We start from the raw sequence: 18,622 nt of genomic DNA, 5'->3' as shown, positions 1-18,622 counted from the left end.
CCATGCCATGCTGGACGCATATGAGCGAGAAAAGCTTGGTCGATTCCTTAAAGCCAGCGACCGTCATCTTTACCTGGTTTCACACGCGCTGGTGCGTAGCGTGTTATCGCGCTATTCCAGTATGGCTCCAGACAGCTGGCGTTTTATCCGCGGTCCCCATGGCCGTCCGGAAATCGTTACGGAAAACAGATCCGGCCTGCGCTTCAACCTGACGCACACCCCGGGACTGGCCGCCTGTATTGTCACTCTGGATGTCGACTGCGGCATCGATGTCGAACAGCTGCATGAGCGCAACAATCCACTGGGGGTGGCCAGACGAATGTTTTCTCCTGCCGAAGTCGAACAACTCATGCAGCGTGAAGGAGAAGCATTTCTGGAGTATTTCTATGAGCGCTGGACCCTGCGCGAGGCTTACGTGAAAGCGCGGGGCATCGGCATCAGCTTCCCGACGCACCAACTGACCTTCACCGTAGAAGGCAAAACAGCCAGGGTGCACTTTGACAGCACCATTGACGAGCACGGTAGCGAATGGGATTTCCAGCTCTTCCGACCCGGCACGACACATGTTGCCGCCACTGCCCTGCACCGCGGTAAGGGCGGAAACAAGACTGTTCGCGGACACTCCTTCGACTTCAACAACTGAATCAACAGGACGCCGACAGATACTACAGGAAGTTAAACAGGTTCAGGTTCTGGACCTTGATAAAGGCCTGTTGCGCAGCCTGCAGGGTGATACTCTGCTGGTTAAGACGACTGGCCGCCTCGGCATAGTCCAGATCTTCGATAATGGATCGCGTATTCTCAAGTTGTACGATCAATGACAGATTACTGGTTTCCTGCCGGTCCACAGCATTGAGGCGCGCACCGACCGTGGCGCGAAAACCGAGTATGCTGTCCATGGCGTTATCGATCTGCCCAAGACTGGCGGGATCAGGCACATCAGCCTCAAGATCCGAGGCAAGATTATACAGTGTTGTGAATACATCTTCGTAGCCACCGCCTGCTACCGGGATCTTCATGAACACATCGAAACCTGAATCGCCGTCAGCGATCTGCCGGGTGGCACCTACCTGGATCAGCCTTTGCCCCTGGTCACCGCTGTAACTGAAAGTACCAGAGCCATCTGTCGAAAAAGGTGCAGACTGCCCCTGGAAGCCGCCAAACAGGAATTCTCCTGCACCGTCTATACGATTGGCATAACCGAGAACTTCATCGGTAATCTGGCGGATCTCCAGGGCGATAGCTGTTCTATCCTGCTGGCTATTGGTATCGTTCAGGCTCTGGATAACCAGTTCCCGGGCCCGCTGCAAACCCTCGACCACTGACCCCAGGGTAGTGTCCTCGAGTTCCAGTCGTGCGCGTACCGAATCGATATTTCGCTGGTACTGGCGAGTCAGGTCAAGTGAGTCGGACAGCCCGATAAGTTGTGCCGCAGCGGCCGGATCATCGGAAGGCGCATTGATGCGCTTACCCGAAGCAAGCTGCTGCTGGGTGCGAAACAGCTCGGTCTGTTGCCTGAGCATGGCATCAACGCCCTGACGAAACATGTTCAAAGTACCGATACGCATAATTATCTCCCGACAGCCGCCAGCAAGGTCTGGAACGTGGAGTCGGCAACTGAAATCACCTGCGCAATCGCGGAGTAGGCCTGCTGGAAGCGGATCAGGTCGGCCGCTTCTTCATCCAGGTTGACCCCGGACAAGGCATCGCGTGATTCCTGTGCCTGGCTTTTCAGTGCTGCCTGCGCCTGTGAAGTAATTTCCGCACTGCGGGTACGCGCGCCAAGATCACTGATCAACTGACCATAGGCACCCTGGAAACTGGTGTTGCCGTTTTCCATGGTATTGGACACCTGCAAACCCGCAAGCAGGAGTGCATTGAAATTATCGCCTGAACCATTGCTGTTGGCCGCAGCAACAAAACTGTCGCCATTGGCCGGGGCTCCTGTCACGGTAAAACTGATACCCGCTACAGTGAATGTACTGCCACTGTCCACCGCCGGGTCATAGGCAAAGGAACCGCTGGCGTCACCGGCATAGTTGAACTGCTGGGTGCCAGCGTCGTAGGTAAAGGTGATCCCCGCGACCAGTGGTGTAAAAGTGCCATCAATCGTCTGAAGCCGGAATGCGGAATCACCACTGTTGGTTGGCATACCATTTGCGTTGCTTGCTTCACTGACGGTAACGGGCGCAGCCGCTGCAATGTCGCCCGGGTCGCTGAGCAACAGGTTCAGGCTGGGCGAACCCTCACGCGTCGGCTTGATCTCGAACCGGTCACCGGCTGCCGGCGCACCGGACACCACAAACTCCAGCCCATCGGCATTGAACGGACTCGCCACTGTCCCTGCTCCGGTCATGGCAACCGGCTGCCCGTCACTGGCGCGTGAAAGATTCCAGCTTGCACCGTCGTAGGCAAGAATATAATCGTTGGTGGTCAGGTCCTGGATATTGGCGGTATCGAAGGTCGCCGCCACACTGGCCGTGCCGGTGTTGTTCAGGTGCCCCGCGACCGCCGGCTGGCTGACGGAAAACATATCCACGCCCATTTCACCATCGAGATCCATACCCAGGTTCTGCTGGCGATTGAACTCGGTGGTAAATGTTACGGCGATACGCCCCAGCGCATTTTCGGCAGTGTTCAGTGTCTGGTCACGAAAATCCAGCAGCGCACCCAGCTTCCCGCCTGTCAGGTTGCTGGTGATTTCGGCCGGCACACCAGCGCTTACAATCGAGATTTCCGAGCGGCGGGCATCAAAGCCGTTTTGTGTAACCTGTAAGGGAGAGGAAAGAAAACCCGTTACCAGTGACTGTCCACTGCCAACAAACACATTCAGCGATCCGTCGTCCTGTTCAAACGTCCTGACCGACACCAGCTCCGATAGCTGGTTGATCAATGTATCGCGCCTGTCCAGCAGATCATTCGGTGTCTGGCCGGCGCCCTGTGACCTTGCATCAAGAATATTGCGGTTGGTTTCCGCAATTGCCGTACTTAGGCTGTTTATTTCATTGACGACTGTACCCAGACCGCCACTGATCTCACTGCGCATCGAGTCCAGCTGTTGACTGAGATTCTGAATGCGCCCGACCAGTGAGCCGGCTTCCGACAATACCAGCTGGCGCGTCGGGATGGACGACGGGTTGTCCGCCATGTCCTGTACCGACCTGAAGAAGGTTTCGAGGCCTGCACTCAAACCTGCATCACTGTCGCCGAGCAGGTTGGCGATACGACTGGAGTACTGGAACAGCGTATCGTACTGGGCACTGGTGCTGGTGGTATCCCGAAGCCGGTCTACGGTAAACTGGTCGAACAGGCGGCTGACACTTTCAACCTGCACCCCGGTGCCTATAAAGCCCTGCCCGTTAAAGTTCGCTGGACGCGTGCCAAGCTCGACACGCTGCCGACTGTAGCCTTCTGTATTGGCATTGCTGATATTATTGCCGGCGACCGCAATGGAGCGTTGAAACGCCTGCAGGCCGGAGGCCGCCGTACCGAGCAGTCCTACTGCCATGATGCTGTCTCCTGAAAATGCACTGTTCGCCGGTTCATTCCATCTACCCCGATTCAGCTACGTGGCACGGCTGCCGGGGCTTCGACACCGCCGAGCGCCTCGCGCAGGGGCGAACTGCCCATAATGCGATTGATCTTCCCGGCATAGTCCGGGTCCGTGGCATAACCTGCCTCTGACAGGGCACGGGCAAACGCCGGTGCATCGTCAGCCTGGCGCAGCGCCTCGCTGTAGCGCGGATTACGCTTCAGGAAGTCCACGTAGTCGGAAAAACTTTCTTCGGGCGAGGCATAGGCACGAAATTGTGCGCGCTCCTTGCGCATCAACCCGTCCCTGAACTCGATGGTTTCACTGCTGGCCCGCGCGCCCTGCCAGCCGCTGTCTGCCTTGATGCCAAACAGGTTAAAACTGTTGCTGCCATCGGCGCTACGAATCATGCGTTGTCCCCAGCCGGTTTCCAGCGCAGCCTGGGCAATCAGCATTTCAGGCCGTGCACCGATTTCCTCTGCGGCGCGTTTTGCGTGTGGCCACAGGTCACGCACAAAGTCCTTTGGTGATCCAGGTGTCCAGTCCGGTGCCAGTGCACCTGTCGCACGAAGTTCAGGTGACTTTACGACATCTGTTGCTGCTGCGCGGCTGTTCACCAGGCTGGAGAAGTCCTGTTGTAACCCAGTGGGGAGCTCTGTTGCTCCAGCAGCGGAATCCGCTTCACCGTCCACGCTTCCCCGGCTGCGCAATTGCCGGACCATCATTTCCGCCAGGCCGATACCCTCGCCCTGGCTCATTTCGATGGAGATCTGCTTGTCAAACATGGACTGATAGGTTTTGGTATGTTCATTATCCAGCATGCCATCACCGAGACTGGCGTCACGCATGCTTTTCAGCATCATTTGAAGAAACAGCGCCTCGAACTGCTCGGCAACCTTGCGCAGGGTTTCTTCACTGTCTCCATCTGTACGCGCACGATTACGCAGGGCGTTAATGCCCTGGAAATCGGTGTAGACGTCGGTTTGAAGAATACCCTGGGTCACGAAACCACTCCGCTCAGATCACGATCAGTTCGGCACGCAGTGCGCCGGCACGCTTCAGCGCTTGCAGGATAGACACCAGGTCGGCCGGGGTGGCGCCAACACGGTTGACGGCATCGACCACATCCTGCAGGGTGATACCGGTATCCAGCACGAACATGCGATCACCTTCCATCGTCACATCCACATCACTATTGACTGTCGTCGCTGTCGTTCCACCTGACAGGGGACCGGGCTGACTGACCTGTACGGCCTGACTTATGGTTACCACCAGTGAACCATGAGAAATGGCCGCAGGAAGAATACGCACCCTGTCTCCAATGACCACCGTGCCGGTACGTGAGTTGATAATGACTCGCGCCGCTGCGTCGCCCGGCTGCACAATGATATTCTCCACCATCGAGGCGAAAGCCACACGTTGCGCGGGATCTCGTGGTGCGCTGACCTGTATGGAGACAGCATCAAGTGGACGCGCAATACCGGAACCGACTGTTTCATTAATCGCCCTGGCCAGGCGGTTGGCCGTGGTAAAATCGGAACGGTTCAGGTTAAATGTAATCGAATCGCCGCTCAGGAACGGGTTTCGGACAATGCGTTCAACGGTTGCACCGTTGGGAATACTGCCGACGCTGGGAATATTGACCGTCACACTGGAGCCATCACTGCCTGATGCATTCAGGCCGCTGACCAGCAGGTCACCCTGCGCCATGGCGTAAACACGTCCGTCAGCGCCCTTCAGCGGCATCATCAGCAGGGTCCCGCCGCGCAGGCTTTTGGCATTACCAATCGAAGAAACGGTGACATCGATCCTCTGCCCCACCTTGGCAAAGGCCGGCAAGGTAGCGTGCACGGCAACGGCGGCAACATTCTTCAGCTGCGCGGCCGTGCCTGTCCTTGGCACAGTAATACCAAACTGCTGGAGCATGTTATTCAGACTTTGTATGGTAAAGGGTGTCTGGCTGGTCTGGTCACCGCTGCCATCCAGTCCGACAACCAGCCCGTAACCGACCAGCTGGTTGTCGCGTACACCGGCAATGTGGGTAAGATCCTTGATACGTTCCGCGAACGCACTGCCCGTCAGCAGGACAAGAAAAACAACAAACATCATTCTGCGCATATTCATTTACCGTCCCGGTCAGAAAGGCCAGATCGGGCTGTTGAAAAACTTCGCCAGCCAGCCCATTTCATTGGCATCGGCAAGGAAGCCCTTGCCGCTGTAGGTAATGCGTGCATCCCCGATCTGGGTTGAAAGCACGGTGTTCAGGGTGCTGATGTCCTGCGGACGTACAATGCCGGAAATCTGGATAAACTCTTCACCCTTGTTCAGTGTCAGCCATTTTTCGCCACGGATCACAAGGTTGCCATTCGGCAGGACGTCAGCAATAGTGACCGTAATGTTTCCTGACAGACTGTTACTCTGGGTGGCATCACCCGTACCTTCAAAAGCATTGGCAGAATTCAGGTTCGCCGCCAGTGTATTGTTACGGTTACTGTCCAGCGGGATCAGGCCCGGCACATTAAAGGTGGGGGTTGCACCGAAAATCGTCGGGCTGGCAATCGTCGTTTCCTGGGTCTTGTCCGTTGATGCCGTCGCGGATTTGGACGCCGAGGTACTCTCCTGCAACACTACGGTAATGATGTCACCCACTCGGCGCGCCTTCACGTCCTCGAACAGTCGCACATCACGCGCCGACTGGTAAATCGAACCGTCTGTACTCTCTTCACTGATGTAGGCCCGTGGCAGGGTTGGACGGTAACTCTCCTGTGGAGGCGGTGTGGTTGCACAACCACCCAGCAACAACAGGGCCAGCAATGGCACCAGTGCCAGCAACTGTTTTACCCGATTTTCCGAAAATGAGTTCATATCAGCTTACCTGCCCGTCATGCCCTAAAGGTTATTTGTCACATACTGCAGCATGCTGTCAGTGGCCTGGATTGCCTTGGAATTCATTTCATAAGCGCGCTGTGTTTCGATCATGTTCACCAGTTCCTCCACCACGTTGACATTGGAGGTTTCCAGCGCGCCCTGCACCACGGAACCGATACCGTTCAGGCCCGGTGTACCGGTCGTCGGTGATCCGCTGGATGCTGTTTCAAGGAACAGGTTACCGCCCACAGCCTGCAGACCGGTCGGGTTGATGAAGTCCGCCAGCTGAATACTGCCAAGCTGGGTGGGCGCCGCACTGCCCGGTGTCAGTGCTGACACCACACCGTCGGAACCGATCGTGACACTTGTCGCATCACTCGGAATGGTGATCGCCGGCTGCAGGACGAGACCGCTTGAATTAACCAGCTGACCGGTCTGGTCCAGTTTGAAAGCCCCGTCCCGACTGTAGGCAATGTTGCCGTCTGGCTGAAGAATCTGGAAAAAACCCCGTCCCTGGATCGCCACATCGAGACTGTTACTGGTCTGGACGATATTACCCAGCGTATGAATCTTCTCGGTCGAGACAGTGCGCACACCGGTTCCCAGCTGCAGGCCCGTTGGCAAGCGGCTGTTCTGCGATGACAGGGCGCCGACCTGGCGGATATTCTGATATAACATATCCTCGAACATCGCCCGGTCGCGTTTGAAACCGGTGGTGTTAACATTGGCGAGGTTATTGGAGATCACGCTCATGCGTGTCTGCTGTGCTTCCAGTCCGGTTTTTGCGACCCATAATGCCTTGTTCATGCGAGTACCCCTTTAATCCGTTTATGGCTAACCCAGGCTCAGTAGCTGGGTTGCCTTCTCGTCCATTTCCCTGGCCGTCGCCATGATCTTCACGGTCATTTCGTATTGCCTGGCCATACTGATCATGTCCGTCATGGCTTCCACACTGTTCACATTGCTGTTTTCAAGTGACCCACTGATCAGGGAGACTTCTGTGCTGGGTGGCGGTGTAGTGCCGTCACGCATACGCAGCAGGCCATCTTCGCCCTTCGCCAGTTCCGCATGCGGCGGCGATACCATTTTGATACGCCCCACCTCGGCCAGTGCGGACGGCTGCTGCCCGATAGGAAGTACCGTAATGGTTCCGTCACTGCCGATTTGAAGATCCTGGTATTCAGGAATAAGCACCGGGCCGGAGGTTCCCAGAACCGGGTAGCCGGCCGCAGTCACCAGCTGACCATTGAGAGTGACATTAAGGCTTCCGCCACGCGTATAGGCCTCGCTGCCATCCGGTGCCTGCACCGCAATCCAGCCATTGCCATTGACCGCCACGTCGAGGGTGCGCCCGGTGGTCTGGGTTGTACCCTTCGCGCCACTGACCCCCACACTCTGATCAATGGCAAAGGCACGGGTGCTATAACCGTTGCCCTGTACCATGCGGGTACGAAAAGCCGTCATATCAGCCTGAAAGCCGACCGTATTGGCGTTTGCCAGGTTGTTGCTGCTGACTGTCTGTCGGCCCAGCAACTGCTTTGCGCCACTGGCGGCAACAAAAACGACGCGATCCATGTGCTACTCCCGTCCGCTATTAACGGATATTGATGATGGTCTGGGTGATGGTATCCGCCGTGGTAATCACCTGGGCATTGGCCTGGAAGTTACGCTGCGCGGTAATCATGTTGACCAGTTCCTCGGTAAGATCCACATTGGAACCTTCCAGTGCGCCGGACTGGATCAGCCCGGCTGAGCCTGTACCCGGGCCACCAACCAGCGGTGCACCTGAATCAAAGGTCTCGGCCCAGCTGGTATCTCCCAGCTGACGCAACCCCTGCGGGTTGTTGAATGTGGCGATGGCAATCTGTCCCAGTGTGCGGGACTGGCCGTTGGTGAAACGCGAAGTAATGATGCCGGTGTCACTGATATCGATACCACTCAGACGCCCGGTTGCGAATCCATCCTGCACCAGTGCGTTGACACTGAAGGGACTGCCATACTGTGAAGTGTTGTTGAAATCGACCGATACATTCATTGCCGCTGCACCGCCAGTCGGTGTAAAACTCATGAAGATCGGGGAACCACCGGTTATGGCGCCGGTATCGTCGAAGGTAATCGGCTCACCCCCTGGCGCACTCGGATTGACCTGTGTCCCGTCGACATACTGGTACACATCCCAGGCGTTGTCCCCTGTCTTGCGGAAATACATGGTATTGAGGTGCGGAGAGCCCAGGCTGTCGAAAATAGTCAGCGAGGTTGAATTGTTATAGGAATTGGCATCGGTCGGATCAAACGCCGCTGTGGGCGCAGTAGCCGAGGCATCCAGATTAGCCTGCACATCGATCGTCGTCGTCGCCGCCGGGGCGATATCTGAACGATCCAGCTGCAAGGGACCCGTGGCGCCGGTAATATTTCCGCTGCTGTCGGCCTGGAAGATCGTCAGTTGCTGCTGCTGGTTGTTAACCACATAACCGTCACGATCCACACCCAGCGCACCGGCGCGGGTATAGTTGTTGATGCCGTTGTCATTCATGATCAGGAAGCCCGAGCCGCTGATGGCCAGATCCAGGTTATTACTGGTAAACCCGATGTTGCCCTGGGTGAACTGCTGCGAAACCGAGGACACCCTGACACCGGTACCGATGGCGTTGGAAGCCACACCCAGGTTCGAGGTTGCAAAAATATCCGAGAACTCGGCACGTGACTGCTTGAAGCCCGTGGTACCGGCGTTCGCCACGTTGTTACCAATAATCCTCAGTTCCGAGGATGCTGCGTTTAGACCACTAAGTGCTGTACGAAACGGCATGATGTATCTCCTTCAGCCAATCGGTTAAAGAATCTGCCGGACTTCCTTGAAGTCCAGAGACCCGATACCATTAAGATCCAGCAACAACCCACCGCTGTTGCTTAAAGTGACACTCCTGACTTCCGAGGCCAGTAGCGTGTCGACTGCCTCGTTACGGCCATCGACACTGGCCTCGGCGGTCACGAAATAATTTCCCGGCGCAGCGAACTGGCCATCATCCTTCAGGCCGTCCCACTGGAACTCGACATCACCGGCTGCCTGGGAGCCCAGGTCAATCCGGCGTATCAACTGACCACCCTGGTCATAGATGCTCACGGTGACATCACTACTGGCAGCAGGAATCTGCGCACTACCGCGAATGCTGCCGCCCTGTTCCAGTGAGGCAACCCCGGTCGGTGCCAGAACAGAACGGCCAATCAGACTGGATGCCTGCAATGCCTGGTTGGAAACCAGCGAAGCGCTGAGTTCCTCAAATCCTTTATTCAGGTTGCCAATCCCTTCAACCGTGGAGAACTGGGCGATCTGTGCAAGAAAGTCACCGCTCTCCATTGGCTTGAACGGATCCTGGTTTTGCAGCTGTGTCGTCATCAGTTCCAGGAATTGTTCCTGTCCCAGTTCCTTGCGGGAGCTTTCCTTGTTCAGGTCCTGCACAGACCTGAACTCGATGCCCTGTATACCATTCTGTGAATCAATCATCGGATTGCCCTGTGTGCTGTCTGTTCAGTTACTGGCCAAGCCGCAGTGTTGCCATCATCAGCTGCTTGGATGTGTTCAAAACCTCGACATTGCTCTGGTAGGCGCGCGAAGCGGAAATCATATTGGCCATTTCATCGACAACATTGACGTTGGGCAGGAACACATAGCCGTCCTCGTTTGCCATGGGGTGGTCGGGCTGGTAACGCGTTTCCAGTGGCGCATTACTGGAAACGACCCCTTTCACCTCAACACCGAAACTGACGTCGTCGCCCTGTAGTGACTTCATCATTGCCGCAAACACCGGGCTCCTGGCCCGGTAGGTGGTGGCCTCACTGCTGCCAATGCTCTGGGCGTTTGCCAGGTTACTGGCCGTTGTATTCAAACGCAGCGACTCGGCACTCATGGCCGACCCGGAAATATTGAAAATATTAAACAGGGACATTTATCACTCTCCCTTGATGGCCGCTTTCAGGCCTTTGAATTTTCCACCCAGAAACGTCAGGGTCGACTGGTAACGAATAGCGTTCTCGGTGAACCTGGCTTTTTCCTGCTGGGAATCGACAGTGTTACCGTCAAGCGAGGGCTGCAGCGGTGTGCGGTAAAGAATTTCAGGACCGGACATACCGGAGCCGGCAGCGGAAATATGATTGCCGCGCGTGGTTCTCAGCGCAATCTGCCCGCCACTGGCGTTCGCCAGGGCGGCCCTGAAATCTATGTCGCGGGCCTTGTAACCGGGGGTATTGGCATTTGCGATATTGGATGCCAGCAGACTGGAACGCTTGCCATACACCGAAAGGTGTTGCGGCAGATTCCCGATCGCTTTGTCGATAAAGTTTGGCATTCTTGCTGTTCCTGCAATATCTCGTTTGCAGGTACTACAGCAACAGCTGTGCCAGATACGCCTTACAACAGGGAATCAATGACTTGCGCGATATTTGCCGCTCGCGAACGATTGCCGGCGGCAATCACTGACCGCCGGGCGGCAAGGCCCTGCAGGGGCGGTGGCTATTTCTTCCGGTACACCGTGCCACGCGGGCAACGTACCATTTCAAAGGCATCGGAATACTGTGAAATGGATTCAGAAGCGCCGAGAAACAGATAGCCTCCGGCATTTAATGCGTCGGCCATGCGCGACAGGATGTCCTTCTTGGACTCACCGGAAAAATAGATCAGAACATTCCGGCAGAAGATAATATCGAACTTGCCCAGCGCATTGTAACTGCCCTGCAGGTTTGCCAGCGTAAACCGCACACGCTGACGAATCTCCCGGCGAACCTGCCAGCGCTCTTCCCAGTGTGAGGTATCGCGCTCGAAATAACGCTGTTTCATATCGTTATCCAGCCCACGGGCAAGCTGCATAGTGTCGTAGTAAGCCGCCCTGGCTTCTTCCAGAACCGGGGCAGATATATCTGTTGCAATAATCTGAACATCCGTGAGCGCCCCGGGATTGCGCGACAGGTACTGCTGAACCACCATACTGATCGAATAGGGTTCCTGTCCCGTAGAACAGGCGGCAGACCAGATACGCACATTCCTCGAACGACGTTCAGACAAGGCTGGAAGAATGGTTTCCTCCAGAATCATGAAAGGATGTTTATCACGAAACCAGAAGGTCTCGTTGGTGGTCATGGCTTCGATGACACGTTCACGCAGTACGCCGCCCTGGCGCTCGGCACGTAACTTCCTGACCAGCTCACCGAGGCCGCCCGCGGCGTGCTCCCGAACCAGTTTCCCCAGACGGCTCTGCACCAGGTAATGCTTGTTTTCACCCAGCAGAATACCGCACGCGTCCTCAAGGAAGCGGCGGAAGTCTTCATACTCATCGGGGCTGATACTCGACAGCGGCAAACGTAATATCCCTGTTCTGGCACTACCCGGACACACCTGTTTACATGTCCGCGTCCTTGTTTATCGATCCGTTCTAGCCGGCCCTTTCTTCCTGCCACGCCTTGAGCCGGGCAAGCACTGTCCTGGCAAGCACGTCCGGCTGGAACTTGGCAATAAAATCATTGGCACCGACCTTCTCCACCATGGCGTTGTTGAACACCCCGCTCAGGGAGGTATGCAACAGGATATGGAGGTTTTCAAGCCGCGGGTCCTTGCGCACCTCGGTGGTAAAAGTATAACCGTCCATCTCCGGCATTTCGATGTCTGAAATCACCATAAACAACCGGTCATGCAGGGGTATATCAGCGTCACTCTCGACCCAGCGCCGGAGCTGTTCCAGCGCCAGTTTGCCATCGTGCGCCAGCACGCATTCAATACCGAGCTTTTCGAGTGTCCGCTTGATCTGGTTACGTGCCACCGAAGAATCGTCGGCAACCAGTACAATCGGCTTACGCTCATCGCCCTGTTCTCCGGCTTCCTCGATAAATTCCTGTGAGACTTCCTCGTTCCAGCCGATGACTTCCGCCAGCACTTTCTCGACATCGATGATCTCAACCAGTTCACCCTCTACCCTGCTTACGGCAGTCAGGTAGTTGTCATTTCCGATACCCCTGGGCGGTGGCAGGATTTCTGACCAGTTCATGTTCACAATGCGATCCACACCGCCAACCAGAAAACCCTGTATATACTGGTTGTACTCGGTCACCACGACAAAATTGTCGGCCGGGTTCTCTACACCCGGTCCGCCGATAGCCCGGTCAAGATCCATCACCGTGATGGTACGGCCGCGCATATTGGCAATTCCGCGGACCACCGGGTGCGCATCAGGAATACTGGTCAGCGGTGGACACTGGATAACTTCCTGAACCTTGAACACATTGATTCCAAATAACTGCCTGCCCGCAAGACGGAACAACAGCAGTTCCAGCCGGTTATGCCCGGCAAGCTGGGTACGCAGATCAACATTGGCCAAAACACCGCTCATGGCGTTCACTCCCTTGTATCAGTGGCATATTCTTGAACGGGCTATCGGCGATGGATGACGAAGCTTGACTCTAATCCGGTGTGGCACACGAATTGCTTTCTCCCGGGGTAATGCTCGATCAGGAAACGGGGAACACCATGAAGCCATCAGATTTCATCAGGATTATCATGCTACTGGCGATTACCGCCCTGCACAGCCCGGTTATCCGCGCCGGACAGGCGGCAACCCAGTGGCAAGACCGTGCCGCCATACGCGCCAGCGCAGAAAGTTATTTGCACGCCATGGTGCGTGAACAGCACAACTCACGCACGGAAGTCCGCCTCGGGCGCCTGGATCCGCGGCTGCGCCTGAAGGCCTGCCATTCAGCGCTGGAAAGCTACACGCCGCCCGGCAGCCGCAGCGTTGGCAACACGACCGTCGGCGTGCGCTGCCCCGATGATGGTGGCTGGAGTATCTATATATCCGCTCATATTGACGTATTCGCACCGGTACTGGTTGCACGTCAGCCACTTATGCGGGGTTCCAGGGTAAAGGCATCTGACCTTGAATTTGTTGAGCGCAACCTCGCCAACCTCAACTACGGCTACTACACCGAAGCCGATGCCGTCACCGGCATGACGGTTAAACGCATGGTCTCCACGGCGGATGTCATCACACCGCAGATGGTAGAAGCGCCAAAGCTGATCCGCCGCGGTGAACAGGTCATTATTATTGCCGAATCCGGCAACCTGAGCATCCGCAGCAGCGGCAAGGCCCTCAACGATGGCCGCTCCGGTGATGTCGTCCGTATTGAAGCCGCTGGCTCCCGGCGGGTCCTCGATGGTATCGTTGTTTCACAGGGCGTCGTAAAAGTGACGCTTTAGTGACAGCCCGGCAAAAAGCGCCTAAAGTTATTGAAGCAACGGGCGATATTGGGTCTGTAACAGTTGTGAAACCTATCGTGAGGATCCTGAAATGGAAATAGAAAACAACCGAGTAGCAACGCTGATCAGCTCCAGTAGCGGGCAGGGTAAACCGGTTGAAAACCAGCACAACGGCAAATCCGGCTCAACCCCCGGAAACGCCGGCCGCGCAAACCCGGCGGCAGACAGCGTCAACCTGACGGGAGAAGCCCGGCAGCTGCAAGCGCTTGAGGCCCGGATTGCCAGCGAGCCGGTCGTCGATACACAGCGCGTCGACGCGGTCCGCACGGCCGTTGAAGACGGTACGTTCACCATCAACCCGCAGCGCATCGCGGAAAAAATGATCAGCCTTGAACAGGCGATCACCGATATGAGGTAGTCGCATGATGCACAGTGAAGGGAATCCACATCCGCTGGAAACCATATTGACACAGGAAGTCGAATGCACCCGGCAACTCCTTGATTGCCTTGAATCCGAACGCGCTGCACTGATCGAGCGCGACGTGGACACCCTGCATACGACCACCCGCAGAAAACTCGACTGCAGCCAGCAACTCGAACAGCTCGAAAGCCGCCGTGCGGCCCTCGTCGAATCCCTGGGGTTTGAAAATACCCCGGAAAACCTGCCACGCTGCTTCAAAACCCTGCCCTGTTCCAAACGACTTCATCAGCTCTGGCAGCAAATTCTTGAAAACACCCGATCCTGCCGGGCCAGTAACCTGAGCAACGGCAGCATCCTGGAATCAGGACGCCAGCACGTTGAACAGGCATTGTGCATTCTGCGCGGCCAGACCGGCACCCCTTCCGTCTATGCACAGGATGGCGAAGCACGGGCCACTCTCGGCCAGCGCGAGCTTGGCAAAGTCTGATTTTTACACCTAAAGCCCCTCCAGCCCGGGCCGATCATATCCCTGATAAGGGTAATGGCCACGCATAATTAAATGTTCGCTACACTAAAACCCGCAGGCAGGGGGGAAGCACGCCGCAATGGTGAGGAAAACGTCACCAGCCGCAGCAAGATCGTCGCTACCCTTCACCAACTCAAGGCAGAACATGAACTGCTTAGTGTGCGCGTGCCCGGCTGCGACGCCACAGCCAGCAGCGCAATACTGGGTATCAGGGAAGACAGGGATTGTTATTACCTTGATGAACTCAACCTGCCGGCAACCCACAAGGCCTTCCTCAACAAGCGCAAGGCGATTATTCATTGCCGGCTGCAGGGAATGGAAGTACACATACCCTGCCAGCTGATCAAAGCCAGTAGTGATGGTGGTATTGCGCTCTACAAAATCAGTATTCCGAACCGGATCATCCGCATTCAACGTCGTGAACACTTCCGTCTGCGCCTCAATACCGGGCTGTTCGTACCCGTTTCCGTGCCACGCCTTGAAGGCAGTTGTGCGGCAGGAGAAGCCTTTGACCTGTCAACCGGCGGTGTCGGTGCATTCATCCACACCCGCAGCGTCCCGAGTCGGGGGCAGATCCTGACTGAAGTCTCGATCTCTCTCCCGCAGTCACCGCCTTTCAAGGCAAATATCGAAGTCCGCTTTGCCCGTGTCGACGAGATACACCACTCGCTCAGAATCGGTGGACGCTTCGTCAGCTTGGACAGGAACCAGGAACGCATCATTTCGCATTTTCTCGCCGAACAGCAACGCAAGCGACGGCGCCATAACCCGACCTGAGCGGGTCGGCACTGCGTAATAACTTTCGGTGTTCATGCGGTTGCAGATACATCACATCGTAGCCGTCGAGCGCCGTACACTCACCGCGCCATTCGCGCCCTTCCCGGAGAGCATCCGCAAGGACAACGACATTCTCTACATCACCCGCACCTGGATCTTCTCCAGTAACAACTCGTTTAGAACCAGACCGTGATCGATGGCATGTTGTCATAGAGGTGCGCCAACGTCGGCGCCGTCGTGTGGGGCCGCGGCAAGTGCCCCGTGTATGCAACCATACGCGTGCGCGACCACCAGATCCGGCACTTCAAGTACTGCGACGACAAGGCCCCGCCCGTCGAAATCCAGCCGCAACTGCGCCCCTGGCCCGATACCCCGGAAGCGGACTTCGTGGTCGAGCAAACCATCGAAGACCTGTTCGCCGACCGCCGCTTCTTCATCCGCCTCCAGGATACGAAACCAAGCTGTGCAAAGAATCTTGAACTAAATCCCAACCTGCCTCCGCCCAGGAGGCTTTTGAGGCGCCCTCCCCGGGGCCCCTCTTTTTTGGGCGCCAGGCATCCAGAAACCAGGAAACAATTCACGCTTTCCTACCGGAGCACGGCACCGCTTTATTTCGGGGAGCCAATCCCTTTTGATAGCATTCTGGCCAGACCTCGTGCCCCCCCTCATCACCGGCTATTCTATTTGCTCATCCCGAATCTCGTCTTCGCCGGCATCATCGGCGCCGGCGGACTCCCCATCTTCCTGCTGCGCAGAACCTGAACGTCCCCATTGGTCCGCCTCTGATTGCAGCCAAGTCAAAATATCCGGTCCAGCGTATTGCTTGACTTTATCCGTTATCGCGTATATACCAGAGATATACGATATATCGGATAATGGAGAAAATGGGCAAGGTTATCCGCAGTAACCAGGATCTCGGGGCGGCGATACGCCTGGCACGCAAGCGTCAGAACCTGCGGCAGGTCGATGTGGCCCGGATGGCGTCCGTCCGCCAGGCTCTGGTCTCCGACCTCGAAAATGGCGCAACGACAGCAAAGCTCGATACGGTCATGCGGGTGCTGGCCGCGCTGGATCTGGATCTGTCTATCATCCCGCGCCGCAAAACTGGTTTCGACCCCACGGAGTATTGATCGTGGGACGTAAACGCCAAGGACGTGTGCTGGATGTGTATGTGGGCTCGAGCCGGGTCGGACAGTATGCACGTGCGCCAGGCGGGGCGACGTCGTTTCGTTATGATTCCGATTGGCTGTCGTCTGCTCGTGCCTTTCCCATTTCGTTATCCATGCCGTTGTCCGATCGGATCTGGTCCGGGGAAGCGGCAACCAGCTACTTCGATGGCTTGCTGCCTGACGATCGCACGGTCCGCGAAAAGATCGCCGCGCGAGAACAGGCCGACAGTGCCGGCATCTTTGATCTGCTGGCCGTCATCGGACGGGATTGCGTGGGCGCGTTGCGTTTTGTGCCCGAAGGTCTTGATCCAGGCGATCCTGCCAAAATGGAATACCGCCCGGTCAGTGATGGTGAAATCGCTGCTCGGTTGGCAAAGCTCGCCACCAATCCCCTCGGCCTTCAGGCCGATGAGGATGATTTTCGTATCTCGATTGCCGGGGTGCAGGAGAAGACAGCCTTTTTGCAGGCCGATGAGCAGTGGCAACTTCCACTCGGACCGACCCCCACTTCCCACATCTTCAAACCCGCCATGAAGGAAGGCCCGGACGGTGCAGATTTTTCTGACACGCCCTGGAATGAATGGCTCTGCCTCATGCTGTGCCGTGCCCTCGGTCTTGAAACCGCCAACGCCGAAGTACGCTTCTTTGACGGCAAGCCCGTCATCATCGTGGAACGCTTCGACCGGACCTGGCGGGAGGGCGTGTTGTACCGGCTGCCACAGGAGGATCTCTGTCAGGCACTGGGCGTTCCCCCCCTGCGGAAATACCAGAGCGATGGCGGGCCGGGCATCACTGACGTCCTGGAGATCCTCAATGGCGCAATTGCCCCGTATGAAGACCGCATGGCTTTCATGAAGGCGCAGATCGTCTTCTGGCTGCTGGCGGCCATCGATGGCCATGCCAAGAACTTCTCCATCTTTCTGACACCGGGCGGTTACCAGCTGACGCCACTCTATGACGTGATGTCCGCAGCACCTTACCCGGAATTCCCGGCGCAGAAAGTCAAGCTGGCAATGGCCCTGGGAAACAAAAACCATTATCGTCTGCAGCAAATCCAGATCCGGCATTTTTACCAGACCGGCCGGAAAGCCGGGCTACGCGAGCAGGACATGGACAGTATCTATTCGGCACTGATCGCGCGGATAGACGATGCCATCACCGAAGCGGCCACAAGGGCCGCCAAAACTGACATGCCGGAAACAACCTCCGGCCCGATACTGGATGGTTTACGCTCACGCGCGACCATGATCGAACGACACGGTTGACCGGAACCCCCGCCCTCGGAAGGAGGAGGACTCCGGCCCCCCTCACCGCGTCAATGGCACCTTGGCGTCTCCAGGCACCGCAACGGCTGCTTCAGCTGCTTGTCCGCCCAGACCAGAAAGCCTTCCGTCGCATCGAAAAACCCGAAGGCCTCCGCCCAGCTCGCGCCATCCCCGCGCGCCTGAAGCTCGCGAGGCAAGGACCGCCTCAATAGCTCGACAAGCGCGTCCCGGGCCACACGGGGCGTCCGCTTCGAATAGTGCCGCCACAGCACATCATCCGGCTGCAAGGCGGGATCCTCCCAGGCGGAGCTCGACCGCAAACTGAAGAGATGATCGCCTACATCGACGATCACAAGGATCGCTACGGGGTCGAGCCGATCTGCGCGGTACGGCCGATCGCCCCGTCGACCTACTACGAGCACAAGGCCCGTGAGGCCGACCCGGAGCGGCTGCCGCCACGGAAGCGGCGCGATCAGGCGCTGTCTGGCGAGGTCCGGCGGGTCTGGGAGGAGAACGTCCAAGTGTACGGTGCCCGGAAGGTCTGGCGCCAGTTGAACCGGGAAGGGTTCAGGGTAGCGCGCTGCACAGTGGAACGCCTGATGCGTGCTCAGGGGCTGCGTGGCGTGGTGTGGGGCAAGGTCTGCAAGACCACTGTCCCGGACGATGCTGCGGAACGTCCCGCTGATCTCGTGCAGCGCCGGTTCCAGGCAGAGCGGCCTAATCGTTTGTGGGTGGCGGATTTTACCTCTGTTGCCACCTGGTCCGGCGTGGTCTTCGTTGCGTTCATCATCGACGTTTTCGCCCGGCGCATTGTCGGCTGGCGGGTG

At 57.1% G+C, this 18,622-nt stretch carries 22 protein-coding genes, 1 pseudogene and 1 other annotated feature; of the genes and pseudogenes, 10 read left to right on the top strand and 13 right to left on the bottom strand.

Going from position 1 to position 18,622, the window contains the following annotated elements; all coding sequences use genetic code 11:
* Positions 1-643: 4'-phosphopantetheinyl transferase family protein (locus ACW81B_RS00905; protein WP_491578311.1), on the top strand; the 643-nt coding region annotated here is incomplete at its 5' end.
* 22 nt (positions 644-665) lie between these two features.
* On the opposite strand, the gene flgL is transcribed toward ACW81B_RS00905, so the two are convergent.
* From flgL to ACW81B_RS00840, 13 genes are all read right to left on the bottom strand, one after another.
* On the bottom strand, positions 666-1,568 hold the full coding sequence (flgL, locus tag ACW81B_RS00900; protein WP_491578310.1) for a flagellar hook-associated protein FlgL: 903 nt from the start codon (positions 1,566-1,568) through the stop codon (positions 666-668).
* A gap of 2 nt (positions 1,569-1,570) precedes the next feature.
* Positions 1,571-3,508 (bottom strand): flagellar hook-associated protein FlgK, encoded by a 1,938-nt coding sequence (gene flgK, locus ACW81B_RS00895; RefSeq protein ID WP_491578309.1) that lies wholly within the window; start codon positions 3,506-3,508, stop codon positions 1,571-1,573.
* Between the two features lie 53 nt (positions 3,509-3,561).
* Positions 3,562-4,536, bottom strand: a complete 975-nt coding sequence (gene flgJ / locus ACW81B_RS00890) for a flagellar assembly peptidoglycan hydrolase FlgJ (RefSeq protein ID WP_491578308.1) — start codon at positions 4,534-4,536, stop codon at positions 3,562-3,564.
* A 13-nt stretch (positions 4,537-4,549) separates the two neighbouring features.
* Positions 4,550-5,656, bottom strand: coding sequence for a flagellar basal body P-ring protein FlgI (locus tag ACW81B_RS00885; protein ID WP_491578307.1), 1,107 nt, complete (start codon positions 5,654-5,656; stop codon positions 4,550-4,552).
* A 12-nt stretch (positions 5,657-5,668) separates the two neighbouring features.
* Positions 5,669-6,397 carry a flagellar basal body L-ring protein FlgH gene (flgH, locus tag ACW81B_RS00880; protein ID WP_491578306.1) on the bottom strand — a complete coding sequence of 243 codons (729 nt, stop codon included), beginning with the start codon at positions 6,395-6,397 and terminating at the stop codon, positions 5,669-5,671.
* A 24-nt stretch (positions 6,398-6,421) separates the two neighbouring features.
* Entirely contained in the window at positions 6,422-7,207 is a 786-nt protein-coding gene (gene flgG, locus ACW81B_RS00875) for a flagellar basal-body rod protein FlgG (RefSeq protein WP_491578305.1), read from the bottom strand.
* A 27-nt stretch (positions 7,208-7,234) separates the two neighbouring features.
* Entirely contained in the window at positions 7,235-7,975 is a 741-nt protein-coding gene (flgF, locus tag ACW81B_RS00870; protein WP_491578304.1) for a flagellar basal-body rod protein FlgF, read from the bottom strand.
* Positions 7,976-7,994: 19 nt separating this feature from the next.
* On the bottom strand, positions 7,995-9,206 hold the full coding sequence (gene flgE, locus ACW81B_RS00865) for a flagellar hook protein FlgE (RefSeq protein WP_491578303.1): 1,212 nt from the start codon (positions 9,204-9,206) through the stop codon (positions 7,995-7,997).
* A gap of 24 nt (positions 9,207-9,230) precedes the next feature.
* Complete coding sequence (locus ACW81B_RS00860; RefSeq protein WP_491578302.1) at positions 9,231-9,902, bottom strand: flagellar hook assembly protein FlgD; 672 nt, start codon at positions 9,900-9,902, stop codon at positions 9,231-9,233.
* A 28-nt stretch (positions 9,903-9,930) separates the two neighbouring features.
* Positions 9,931-10,344 (bottom strand): flagellar basal body rod protein FlgC, encoded by a 414-nt coding sequence (gene flgC / locus ACW81B_RS00855; RefSeq protein WP_491578301.1) that lies wholly within the window; start codon positions 10,342-10,344, stop codon positions 9,931-9,933.
* A 3-nt stretch (positions 10,345-10,347) separates the two neighbouring features.
* Positions 10,348-10,743 carry a flagellar basal body rod protein FlgB gene (flgB, locus tag ACW81B_RS00850; protein WP_491578300.1) on the bottom strand — a complete coding sequence of 132 codons (396 nt, stop codon included), beginning with the start codon at positions 10,741-10,743 and terminating at the stop codon, positions 10,348-10,350.
* Positions 10,744-10,907: 164 nt separating this feature from the next.
* A complete protein-coding gene (locus tag ACW81B_RS00845; RefSeq protein WP_491578299.1) occupies positions 10,908-11,750 on the bottom strand; it encodes a CheR family methyltransferase in 843 nt (280 codons plus the stop codon).
* Between the two features lie 73 nt (positions 11,751-11,823).
* Complete coding sequence (locus ACW81B_RS00840) at positions 11,824-12,774, bottom strand: chemotaxis protein CheV (protein WP_491578298.1); 951 nt, start codon at positions 12,772-12,774, stop codon at positions 11,824-11,826.
* Positions 12,775-12,911: 137 nt separating this feature from the next.
* Between ACW81B_RS00840 and flgA the strand changes: the two genes are divergently transcribed.
* From flgA to ACW81B_RS00795, 9 genes and pseudogenes are all read left to right on the top strand, one after another.
* The gene (flgA, locus tag ACW81B_RS00835) at positions 12,912-13,637 is read left to right on the top strand and encodes a flagellar basal body P-ring formation chaperone FlgA (protein ID WP_491578297.1); all 726 of its coding nucleotides are present in this window, start codon (positions 12,912-12,914) and stop codon (positions 13,635-13,637) included.
* Positions 13,638-13,728: 91 nt separating this feature from the next.
* Positions 13,729-14,055 carry a flagellar biosynthesis anti-sigma factor FlgM gene (gene flgM / locus ACW81B_RS00830; RefSeq protein ID WP_491578296.1) on the top strand — a complete coding sequence of 109 codons (327 nt, stop codon included), beginning with the start codon at positions 13,729-13,731 and terminating at the stop codon, positions 14,053-14,055.
* A 4-nt stretch (positions 14,056-14,059) separates the two neighbouring features.
* Positions 14,060-14,545: a flagella synthesis protein FlgN gene (locus tag ACW81B_RS00825; protein ID WP_491578295.1), complete on the top strand. Its 486-nt coding sequence runs from the start codon at positions 14,060-14,062 to the stop codon at positions 14,543-14,545.
* A 72-nt stretch (positions 14,546-14,617) separates the two neighbouring features.
* Positions 14,618-15,361, top strand: coding sequence for a flagellar brake protein (locus ACW81B_RS00820; protein ID WP_491578294.1), 744 nt, complete (start codon positions 14,618-14,620; stop codon positions 15,359-15,361).
* A gap of 40 nt (positions 15,362-15,401) precedes the next feature.
* Positions 15,402-15,554: a hypothetical protein gene (locus tag ACW81B_RS00815; protein WP_491578293.1), complete on the top strand. Its 153-nt coding sequence runs from the start codon at positions 15,402-15,404 to the stop codon at positions 15,552-15,554.
* 86 nt (positions 15,555-15,640) lie between these two features.
* Positions 15,641-16,123 carry a hypothetical protein gene (locus ACW81B_RS00810; RefSeq protein WP_491578292.1) on the top strand — a complete coding sequence of 161 codons (483 nt, stop codon included), beginning with the start codon at positions 15,641-15,643 and terminating at the stop codon, positions 16,121-16,123.
* 122 nt (positions 16,124-16,245) lie between these two features.
* On the top strand, positions 16,246-16,491 hold the full coding sequence (locus ACW81B_RS00805; protein WP_491578291.1) for a helix-turn-helix domain-containing protein: 246 nt from the start codon (positions 16,246-16,248) through the stop codon (positions 16,489-16,491).
* Between the two features lie 2 nt (positions 16,492-16,493).
* A complete protein-coding gene (locus ACW81B_RS00800; protein WP_491578290.1) occupies positions 16,494-17,795 on the top strand; it encodes a type II toxin-antitoxin system HipA family toxin in 1,302 nt (433 codons plus the stop codon).
* Positions 17,796-18,082: 287 nt separating this feature from the next.
* Positions 18,083-18,199, top strand: a sequence feature (AL1L pseudoknot).
* Positions 18,095-18,622 (top strand): annotated as a pseudogene (locus ACW81B_RS00795) (IS3 family transposase); the annotation flags it as partial. It overlaps the preceding feature by 105 nt.

It is taken from the genome of Thiogranum sp. (genome assembly GCF_058323355.1).
The sequence above is the reverse complement of the archived record's forward strand: the minus strand, read 5'-3'. Positions and strand labels throughout refer to the sequence as shown.